Origin of the sequence: Pseudomonas sp. MYb541 (genome assembly GCF_037479595.1) — a bacterium.
GTDB classification, from domain to species: domain Bacteria; phylum Pseudomonadota; class Gammaproteobacteria; order Pseudomonadales; family Pseudomonadaceae; genus Aquipseudomonas; species Aquipseudomonas canadensis.
Map to the genome: position 1 here is coordinate 93,616 of NZ_JBBGYS010000016.1, position 8,283 is coordinate 101,898.

The window sequence follows — 8,283 nt, forward strand, 5'->3', positions numbered from 1 at the left end:
TGTAGAAACCGGAAAAGAAATTCACGCCGGTTCCATTTCGTGCACCACTTGGCCGGCGCGCAGGCGCACCAACTGGTCGGCGATGTCGAAGTAGCGGTCGTCGTGGCTGATCACGATGATGGTCTTGCCCAGGCGCTTGAGGTCCGGGAGCAACTCGGTATAGAAAACGCGGCGGAAGGCCGGGTCCTGGTCGGCGGCCCATTCGTCGAACACCAGCACCGGCCGTTCTTCCAGCCAGGCATTGACCAGAGCCAGGCGCTTGCGCTGGCCGGTGGACAGGTCGGTGGTGCTGAACACGCCGTCCTTGACGCTGACCTTGTGCGCGATTTCCAGGCGTTCCAGGTACTTGGTCGCGCTGTCCAGTGACTGGGTGGCGCTGCCTTGGACCAGGTCATCGAACAGGTAATAGTCAGCAAACACCGTGGTGAACAACTGGCGGTAGTCGTCGCGCGCCGGATCGGTCACGGTTTCGCCATTGAGGCAAATTTCCCCGGCCTGCGGTTGGTACAGGCCCAGCAACAGCTTGATCAGGGTGGTCTTGCCGCAGCCGTTCTCGCCCACGATAAACACGATGTCGCCCTGCTTGATGCTCAGGTTGATCGGCCCAAGGTGGAACGGTTGGCTGCCTTCCACCGGCGGCGGGCTGTAGCTGACGCCGCGCAGTTCCAGGCTGTTGACTACTGGCGTGGGGGCTTCGCTGCCATCCATCAACAGGTGGGGTTCGGGCGACGAGAAACGGTCGGACAATTCGGTGATACGCGCAAACGCAATCCGCGCCTTGCCGATGATTGGCAAGTAACCCACCACGTGCTCCAAGGGGCCTTTCATGTACAACAACACCAGTACGAAGCCAGTGATCACCGCCGGGTCCGGGTTGGGGCTGTAGGCCTGCATCGCCAGGGCCAGGCCGATGACCACGAAAAACAGCATCGAGCCGAAGGTTTTGGCGACGATATAGATGTTCACCGAGCGCACCTGGATATCGCTGATGCGGTCGGCGGTTTCCTGGATGCGGTGGGTGTTCATGCGGTAGCGGCGGGGCCGGTGGATGCGCAATTCCTTGGCGCCCGAGGCGATTGCGGAATAGTAGCGTTGCAGCTCGTCTTCCTGGTCGCGGGCCTCATCGAAACCGCGAATGCCCTTGGCGCCGGCGATGAATTGCACGCTGCTGCCAATGATGATGGCGACCACCATCATCAGGAACATCGGCACCGACAGGTAGGCCAGGTAGCCCAGGCAGCCCAGGGTCACCGTCGTTGCGATGGCCAGCGGAGTGAACGCGAAGGAAAAGTCACTGATGGTGTCGACGTCATGGGTCAGCACCGGAATCAGGCGGTGGGAGCGGTACTGTTCGATCTGTTCGATGGGCGCCGACAGCACCTTTTCACCCAGGTCCTTGCGCAGGGCCGCGATAATTCGCTGGCCGACGTAGTTGGTGCCAATGTCCGAGACGATCGAGCTGGTCAGGGCCAACAGGCACAGCGCCGCAAACGTCAGGATCACGCCCTGCGTCATCCCGGTCGTAGAGTGCAGGGCGTTATTGATCGTCGCCAGCAGCAACGTGATGGCCAGGCCGCCGGCCATGCCCAGGGCGACGGAGACCGTCACGATGGTGCGAAAGGGCCTGAGCAATGCGAGCAGACCGTTGAAGGCGCCGCGCTTGGGGTCGGTCATAAATACTTCCCGGAAAGTGAGAAAAGAGGGGACTGGGCACACAGACCCTTACCCATGACAAACGAAGGATTGGCGCGACTATTTAGCTCGGTGTGCCGGGCGGTGAAGGGGGTGGATAAATTGCACGGGGGCTGGTTCGTTCTTGTGGTGTAGGCGCACGCGTATTGGCGTGCCTGATCTATCCAGCGAGAGCGAAACAATGACGAAAAAGAATCTGGTGTACGTGTGGTCCCTGCGCAATGCCGCGGCCGACAAGGCCGGGCAGCCGGTGGCCTACAAGGATCATGAGCGCTACATGATGTCGGTGCTGGAATCCCTGGCGGGGGCGCTGAACGACACGCCGCTGGGCGAGGCCTACAACCTGGTGGGCGTGGTGTATGACGATGACGAGCAGAACCCGCGGGATCAGCAATTGGTGGCCGACTACGGTTTTGCCTACCAGCCGGGGCGCCAGTGGCTGTATCCGGCCGACCTGCGCGTGCAGGGGCGGCTGGTCAATGACTTGCTGCTGAGCGTGCCGTCGACCTATCGACGCCTGCCACGGGGCAGTGCGGAACATATCGCCGGCAAGCAGGATTTCGAACGCCGCCTGCATGACACGCTGGTGGAATTGAAGGCCGATATCGTGGTACTGGACGGCCTGCTGGTGATCCTGGATGAGCTGGTGCGCCCCGGTGCGCCGTTTGCCCGGCGCATCATGAACATCCATCCGGGCATTACCCGTATTGAATCGCCGTACGAGCGCCGTGGTGCCTACGCCACCTGGAACGCCTTGTATGGCGCACGTGGTCTGACGGTTACGGATTGGGCGACCAAGGCCACCACGCCTTCGGAACCGCTGTACCTCACCGGTGCCTCGTTCCACTACGTCGACAACGGCATTGATTCGGGTGAAGTGTTCCACGACGTGCTCAAGACCGAGATCACGCCGGAAGACACCATCCTCGAATTGCGCTGGAACAACTTCAACAACAGCCTGTTCCCGGCGTTGCATGAAGGGCTGGCGTTGTTGGCGCAGAAGGGAATCTAAGCGGGCACGGTTAAGAATGTGGGAGCGGGCTTGCTCCCACATTAAATCTCCTGGGTGTTACAGGTCGCGCACTACGCGGAACCCAATCCAATCCCCCCGCGTCTGCGGATAGATGGTGTTGCGATTGCCCGAGCGCGAAAATACCGGCGCCTCGCCCCAATCATTGCCCCGGATCATGTAGCCCTCGCAGTTAGGCTCCATCCACGCGCTGCCATCGGTAGGCGCGCCGATGTAGTTGGGGTGTTCGCAGTCGGCCACTCGTTCGTAGACGTTGCCATGCATGTCGTACATGCCAAACGCATTCGGCGGGTAACTGCCGACCGGCGACGAGTAGCTGTAGCCATCTGCGGGGCCATAGGTATTGGCGTGCTTGGCGATGCTGTAGTCCTTGCCTTCATCGAACGGGAAGGGGAACGGCCCGGTAGAACCGGCGCGCGCGGCGTACTCACGCTGGGACTCGCTGACCATGTGGTACTGCTGGCCGGTCTTTTTCGACAGCCAGGCCACGTAGCTCTTGATGTCGTCCATGTCCATGCACACCGCCGGCTGGCGTGGGCCCTGGGGATAGCGCGGCTTGCTGGCGATGCATTCGCGGCCGGGGCGAGTGTCGCCATCGGCGATCTTCACGCCGGTCTGGCGCACGTAGCTGTCCCATTCGCCGGCGGTGATGTGGAAGCGGCTCATGGCGAACGGCTTGGCGAAGGTCACCTCATGCATCGGGCCTTCATCCGGCTCGCGGCCGACTTCATCCTCGGGCGTGCCCATGGTGAAGGTGCCGGCGGGCAGCACCACCATTTCCGGGCAGTCCTTGCAATCCTTGAACACCTTGCCGGGTTGCGGCGCGGCGGCCTGGGCCAGGTTGGGCAGCAAGGCGCCGCACAGGGCGGTGAGCGCCAGGGCCGTGAGGGGTTTGTTCATGTGGGCCTCTCATTCAAAGGGGAAAAGGTGTGCGTCACGCCCGCTGGCTCAGCAAGGTCATGAAGCGCTGGATCTCGGCGGAGGAATTGAGCAGGCCGGGAGCGGTGCGGATCACCGGGCCGACATCGCGGTCCACCGCGTCGATCACCACGCGGTTTTTCATCATGTAGGCCGCCACGGCATCACTGTCCTGGCCTTTGACGCGGAAGAAAGTGAAGCCAGCCGACAGTTCAGGGCTGTGCGGGGTGACCAGTTCGATCTTCGGGTGGGCCAGCAATTGGTCTTTCAGTTCGGTATTGAGTGCGTGAATCCGCGCCTGCACCTGCGCCTTGCCCAGTTGCAGGTGCAGTTTGAAGGCCTCGTCCGCCGCCCAGCGATGCTCGAAGGCGTGGTAGCCGCCCGGGGTCATGATGGTGGCGAAGTCCTTGTCTTCGGAAAAGGTCGGTACCATCGGTGTCACATACTTGTTTTGCGAGTCGCGGGCGCAGACCAGGCCGGTGCCGCGTGGACCGAACATCCATTTGTGGGTGCCGGCGATGAAAAAGTCGCAGTGCATGTCCGGGAAGTCGAGGTTTTCCACGCCGAAACCGTGCACGCCGTCCACTACATAGAGGATGCGGTCCTTGTCGTCACGGTTGCGGTTGTGTTCTTCCACCAGCTTGCCGATCTCGCCGATGGGCAGCTTCACGCCGCTGCCGGACTGCACCCAGGTCATGCCGAGTACGCGGGTGTTGGCGCGGATATTGCGCTGGATGTTGCCCAGCACCTCGTCGGCCGATACGCGGTTGGCGTTGTCGAACAGGCGAATCTTGCGGACCTGGGTCTGCTCTTTGCGCACCCGGAAATCCAGGCTGAACTCGGTGGCGTAGTGTTCGTGGACGGTGGTGAGGATCTCCTGGTCAGGCCGTACCTTGATCCCGCCATAAATCATCGCCAAACCTTCGGACGTACTTCCGGTCAGGGCGATTTGCGGTGGGGTGGCCCTCAGGTAACGGCCGGCCCATTCGCGCACCTGGCCTTCGCGCTTCCAGGTTTCCTGCAGGTCCCAGTCCATGGCCAGCCCTGGGTTGCGGTCGATCTGCGCGCGGTAGCGCTCGATGGCCTCGCGCACCGGCTTGGGGTGAGTTGCCACCAGGAAGTTGGAAAAGTGCAGGTAGTCCGGGTCCTGGTTGAACAGTTGCTTGAGTCCCGTCCATGGGTCATCGGTTGCTGCGTTGGCGGCGATGGCCTGCGGAAGCAGGGCGGCGCCCAGTGGCAGGCTGGCGGCAAGTACCCCAGCCTGCTTGAGAAAGGTACGGCGGTCGGTCATGGACGGGCTTCTAGATGATTAACGGTTGGCCAAGGGCTTGGCGGCTTTTTGGACCTGGTCCCACACCCGCAGGAAGTTGCCTCCCCACAGCTTGGCAATATCGGCTTCGGAGTAGCCGCGTTGGATCAGTTCGGCGGTGACGTTGCGTATTTCGCCGACGTTGTTCCAACCCTGGACGCCGCCGCCATCGTTGAAGTCCGACGACAGGCCGACATGGTCGATGCCGATCTTGCGCACGGTGTAGTCGATGGCATCGCCCAGGTCCTTGAGGGTGGCCTTCGGTTCTTCATCGAGGATGCCGTACAGCGCGCTGGCGTACTCGCCGAACTTGTGTTCCGGCCAGGCGGCGATGATCGCGTCGCCCGGCATAAGGGCCACGGCCAGGTTAGGCAGGGGCGGCAGGTCGAAGCGTGCGCGCAGAGCGTTGAGTTTGTCCTGGGTCGGCTGGCTCAGCGGGCGCAGGTAGGCGGAGAAGCCTACGATCTGCACCACGCCGCCACTGTTCTTGATCAGTTGCAGCTCTTTGTCGCTCAGGTTGCGCGGGATATCCACGGAGGCGCGCGGCGCCGAATGGGACGCCACCATCGGCGTGCGGCTCAATTGCGCCACTTGCTCCAGCGCCTTGGTCGACATTTGCGACACATCGATGATAACCCCCAGGTCATTGAGGCGGTGCACCGCTTGTTTGCCGATGTCCGACAGGCCATCAAGGGCGTCGGTGGAATCATTGAAAAACGGCAGTGGTCGCGATGAGTCCGACCAGGCGTTATTGCCCACATAGCTGAAGCCGAACATGCGCATGCCGCGCGCCGCCCACAGGTCCAACTGGTTCAAGTCGTTGCCCAGTGGGTAGGCGTTGAGCATGCTGATAAAGATCGCAAACTTGCCTTCGCCATGCAGGCGCCGGAAGTCATCCGGGGTGTAGGCGATGGCGACCTGATTGGGGAAGTCGCGCACCATGCCGCTGATGATCTTGTAGCGCACTTCCTGCTCGTTGCGCGCGGCCTCGACAAAACCGTCGGTGGGTTTGTGCGGGGCGTTGGGGCCGTTCCAGATTTCCGGCCAGCCGAAGATGGTCAACGCTGCGCCGGACAAACGCCCGCGTGCCGCCTTGACCAGGTCGAACTGACCTTCGCCGTCCTTGTCCGCCTCGTTGCCGGCGGTGCCGAAATCCACGGGCACGGTGATATGGCTGTCGAACGACAGCAGTCGGTCCTGCATTTCGTTGGCCTGCTTGATCACCGCCAGCGGGTAGCCGGCATTGCCCTTGAACCAGTGATCCCAGACCAGGAAACCGGCTCCGGCACCGATGGCCAGTGCCAGCGGCAGGCCGATGTACAGCGCCTTTTTCGAACGTGGTTTTGTCATTGCCATCTCAGTCAGTTGAGGCCTTCGCTATCAGGGAAGAACGAGTGATCGGCGGCAAAATTTAGGCGGCGAAGGCGCCTCGGTAAATTTCCCCGGCGGGCAAACGTTCTAGCTCTGATAAAGCCGTTTCCTAAGGTAGACAATGACCATCTCTCGACGTGGGTTCATCGCAGGCCTGGCGCTGACAGGCGCTGCCGTGCCTGCCGCTTTCTATGCCCATCGCGAGTTGACGCGCGAAGAAGAATTCCCCATCACCCCCGGCGAAGCCACGGTGGACCTGGCCGACACCGCCGGCCAGCATTTGGCAAACACCCTGCGTGGGGTGTGGGACCTGCGCCTGGAAGGTCGCGACGCCGGCCTCAAAGGGCTGCCACTGCAAGATTTGCAACTGCTGCTCGACATCGCGCCCCGTGGACGCGGTTTGCGCGGTTACCTGGACACCGCCGCCCACCTGCGCGCCGAAGAAGGCGAGCCGCGTTACCGTGTGCTGGGTGACCTGCTGACGGGGGAGAGCGCTGTGCTCTACTGGCGCCTGATCGACCGTGATTCGGTCGACGGTACACCCGCCTATGAATTCAAGATGACCCTTGATGAAGTCTGGGCGGCCTTTGCCAACGCTGGCAGCAGCACTCTCAGTGGGCAGATCCTCGACTTGGATCGGCCGCTTGCATGGGTTGAGCGCGATAATCGCTTCATCGCCCACAAGCAGTGGTTCCCTGAAGCCCGCCAGCGCATCGGCCTCAACCCGACCCTGCTGGCTTGGCTGATTGCGCCCGAACATCGCCTGTTCCACCAACTGTGGCACGCCACCCGTGACCAGTGGCACAAGCTCTCCGAAGAAAAGCGCGATGCCCTGCGTGGCATCGGCTGGCAACCCGGCCCACGCGGCCAGGAACGCGATGCCCGGGGTAAACGCAAGGACCGCAACGGCTCGGGTATCGACTTCTTCTTCATGCACCGCCACATGCTCGGCACCGCGCGCTCCATGCAGGATCTGCCCTCGTGGCCGCAATTCCCCGAACCGCAACCGGCCCTGGAGCGTGATCGCCTGGGCTTTCTGCGTTACTTCGACAACCACGACGGCTTCGCGCTGCCGCCCACCTGGTCGGCGCCGGACGACACCGAATACACCCAGTGGGTCAGCGACATCAAGGCCGCCGAGACCTATCACAGCAACTTCCAAGTGTGGGAGTCCCAATACCGCGACCCGCGCTACCTGGCCAAATTCACCCTGGGTCAGCTGGGCTCCGAAATGGAGCTGGGCCTGCATGACTGGCTGCACATGCGTTGGGCCTCCGTGCCGCGCGACCCCTCCAACGGCGCCCCCGTGCCCATGGCCCGTGACCCCGCTGACTTCGCAGCGCGCTGGTATGCAGCGGAAAACGACTTCCTCGGCGACCCGTTCTCATCCCATGTCAACCCGGTGTTCTGGCATTTCCATGGCTGGATCGACGACCGCATCGAAGACTGGTTTCGCGCCCATGAGCGCTTCAATCCGGGCGAAGTCCAGCGCCTGCAAGTCAACGGCGTGGCCTGGTTCGCACCGGGCCGTTGGGTAGAGGTCGGCGATCCCTGGCTGGGCCCGGATACCCATGGCTGCAGCACCACGCCGGGGTTGCAGGTGGGCAAGTCGATGGAGATGGACCCGGAGGTCATGAAGCTGGCCCTGCGCATTACCTTTGGCGAAGACGAGGGTATGTTGCAGGGCCTGTTCAAACGGGTGCCAAAGCGGCCGTGGTATGCGCGTCACCTGAAGCTGAAAACCCCTTGAATGGGGCTGTGGTGGGCGCTCCCACCACAGATTGAACCAACCCAGTTCCTCCTTGTCCCCGCTTCCCATGTCACCCCCCGCCTGCCAAATCCCTTAATTTTCCAAGCCTGCCGGAAGCCTCTCCAGGCCCCCGGCTGCGCCCGCTTTTTTTTGATGCGGGGCGCACAGCACCCGATTCAAGCGGCAGCTGAAAACGGACTTTCTTCTCCACCG

The 8,283-nt window shown here is 62.4% G+C and carries 6 protein-coding genes; 2 read left to right on the forward strand and 4 right to left on the reverse strand.

Annotated elements, in window-relative coordinates:
* Window positions 1-21: 21 nt before the first annotated feature.
* Window positions 22-1,674 (reverse strand): cyclic peptide export ABC transporter, encoded by a 1,653-nt coding sequence (locus WH299_RS12240; protein WP_123476669.1) that lies wholly within the window; start codon window positions 1,672-1,674, stop codon window positions 22-24.
* Between the two features lie 199 nt (window positions 1,675-1,873).
* Between WH299_RS12240 and WH299_RS12245 the strand changes: the two genes are divergently transcribed.
* Window positions 1,874-2,704 (forward strand): N(5)-hydroxyornithine transformylase PvdF, encoded by an 831-nt coding sequence (locus tag WH299_RS12245; RefSeq protein WP_123476671.1) that lies wholly within the window; start codon window positions 1,874-1,876, stop codon window positions 2,702-2,704.
* Window positions 2,705-2,761: 57 nt separating this feature from the next.
* Here the strand turns inward: WH299_RS12245 and pvdO are convergent, their stop codons facing one another.
* Genes pvdO through pvdM form a run of 3 tightly spaced genes read right to left on the reverse strand, consistent with a single transcriptional unit; the run spans window position 2,762 to window position 6,299 of the window.
* Window positions 2,762-3,622 (reverse strand): dihydropyoverdine dehydrogenase, encoded by an 861-nt coding sequence (gene pvdO, locus WH299_RS12250; RefSeq protein WP_123476673.1) that lies wholly within the window; start codon window positions 3,620-3,622, stop codon window positions 2,762-2,764.
* 34 nt (window positions 3,623-3,656) lie between these two features.
* Complete coding sequence (pvdN, locus tag WH299_RS12255) at window positions 3,657-4,931, reverse strand: pyoverdine-tailoring periplasmic protein PvdN (protein ID WP_339550374.1); 1,275 nt, start codon at window positions 4,929-4,931, stop codon at window positions 3,657-3,659.
* An 18-nt stretch (window positions 4,932-4,949) separates the two neighbouring features.
* Window positions 4,950-6,299 carry a pyoverdine-tailoring dipeptidase-like protein PvdM gene (gene pvdM / locus WH299_RS12260; RefSeq protein ID WP_068934225.1) on the reverse strand — a complete coding sequence of 450 codons (1,350 nt, stop codon included), beginning with the start codon at window positions 6,297-6,299 and terminating at the stop codon, window positions 4,950-4,952.
* A 142-nt stretch (window positions 6,300-6,441) separates the two neighbouring features.
* On the opposite strand from pvdM, the gene pvdP reads away from it, so the two are divergent.
* Entirely contained in the window at window positions 6,442-8,070 is a 1,629-nt protein-coding gene (gene pvdP, locus WH299_RS12265) for a pyoverdine maturation tyrosinase PvdP (protein WP_122726218.1), read from the forward strand.
* Window positions 8,071-8,283: the final 213 nt, after the last annotated feature.

Bases quoted from the DNA above. Each gene is read 5' to 3' on its own strand.
- pvdP (WP_122726218.1), top strand. From the start codon at position 6,442: ATGACCATCTCTCGACGTGGGTTCATCGCAGGCCTGGCGCTGACAGGC.
- WH299_RS12245 (WP_123476671.1), top strand. From the start codon at position 1,874: ATGACGAAAAAGAATCTGGTGTACGTGTGGTCCCTGCGCAATGCCGCG.
- pvdM (WP_068934225.1), bottom strand. From the start codon at position 6,299: ATGACAAAACCACGTTCGAAAAAGGCGCTGTACATCGGCCTGCCGCTG.
- pvdO (WP_123476673.1), bottom strand. From the start codon at position 3,622: ATGAACAAACCCCTCACGGCCCTGGCGCTCACCGCCCTGTGCGGCGCC.
- WH299_RS12240 (WP_123476669.1), bottom strand. From the start codon at position 1,674: ATGACCGACCCCAAGCGCGGCGCCTTCAACGGTCTGCTCGCATTGCTC.
- pvdN (WP_339550374.1), bottom strand. From the start codon at position 4,931: ATGACCGACCGCCGTACCTTTCTCAAGCAGGCTGGGGTACTTGCCGCC.